Raw genomic sequence first — 1344 nt, 5'->3', positions numbered from 1 at the left:
GTCCGGAAAAGGCGATTAATTTCTGGCTGGCTGGCCGCTTGGTGGCTGCCATTGTCTTGCTGTACATCGCGCTACGTCCGGTGCAAGACTGGTCGCCAATGCGTTGTTATTCCGCTCTTGTGCTTGCCCTTACGCTTGCGCTGGCGGTGTGGTGGATAGGATTCTGGCATGCCGAGTGGTTGCCGCGGACTTTTATCGCCGGGCAAGGGCTGACCGGATTCAAAGTTGTTAGCGAGTATCTGCTGGCTGTACTTTATGCCGTGGCGGCCATACTGCTGTTTCGTCGGGGTCAGCGGCGCGCTAACGTAGAAGCGCAGGTTCTGGCAGCCGCCGCCTGGATACAGGCTCTGGCCGAGCTGTTTTTTACGCTTTACAGCGATGTAACCGATTTATTCAATCTTTTGGGCCACGTCTACAAGGCGGCCGCCTATATCATGGTCTATCGCGCCATCTACGTTGCCGGCGTGACTGCACCATATCGTCAGCTCGATTTCGAACGCTCCCGTTTACGGGTCGTACTGACAACGATCCCTGATCCGATCTGGCTTAAGGATGAAAATGGGTGTTACCTTGCCTGTAATACGGCATTCGAGCGTCTATTTGGCGCATCAGAAACCGATATTATCGGCAAGACGGATTACGATTTTGTCAGTCAGGAGCAGGCTGATTTTTTCCGGCATAAAGACCGAGCGGCAATTGAAGCGGGTAAGTCCAGCTCGAATGAGGAGTGGCTGACCTTTGCTGGTGATGGATATTACGGCCTGTTCGAAACGACTAAGACGCCTATGCTGGCACCTGACCATGCCGTACTGGGCGTGCTTGGTGTCGCGCATGATATTACTGAACGCAAGCAGGCCGAAACCCGCTTGCGTGACAGCGAAAAGCATTTTCGTACGCTGGCCAATAGTGGCAGTGCGCTGATCTGGACTTCGGATCAGGCGCAGTGTGCCAATTATTTTAACGAGCCCTGGTTTATCTTTACCGGGCGAGGGCCAAAGCAGGAGCTGGGTACGGGCTGGCTGGAGGGGGTGCATCCCGAGGACAGGGAGGCGTGCATACAGTGTGGCAAGCTCGCTTTTGTCGAACGCAAGGCCTTTAAGCGCGAGTACCGCCTGCTTGATGCCGATGGCCGGTATCGCTGGGTGCTGGATGAGGCTAGCCCGCGTTACGATAGCAAGGAGCAGTTTCTCGGCTATATCGGTTTTTGCTGGGATATGACCGAGTACAAGGCAGCGGCAGATAAAATCGAACAACTGGCCTTTTACGATCCGCTGACGCAACTGCCTAACCGGCGCTTGATGCTGGATCGTCTCGAACTGGCGCTGGCTGCCAGCTTGCGTTACC

1 protein-coding gene is annotated in these 1344 nt (G+C 55.2%); it reads left to right on the top strand.

The features are described 5' to 3' along the window. On the top strand, positions 1–1344 hold a 1344-nt coding region (locus ACRC1E_RS07380; protein ID WP_438514461.1), incomplete at both ends, for a sensor domain-containing diguanylate cyclase.

The sequence above is a fragment of the Craterilacuibacter sp. genome (assembly GCF_051659485.1).
Classification (GTDB): domain Bacteria; phylum Pseudomonadota; class Gammaproteobacteria; order Burkholderiales; family Chromobacteriaceae; genus Craterilacuibacter.
Note: the sequence above shows the minus strand (reverse complement) of the source record. Positions and strands in the feature narration are given on the sequence as shown.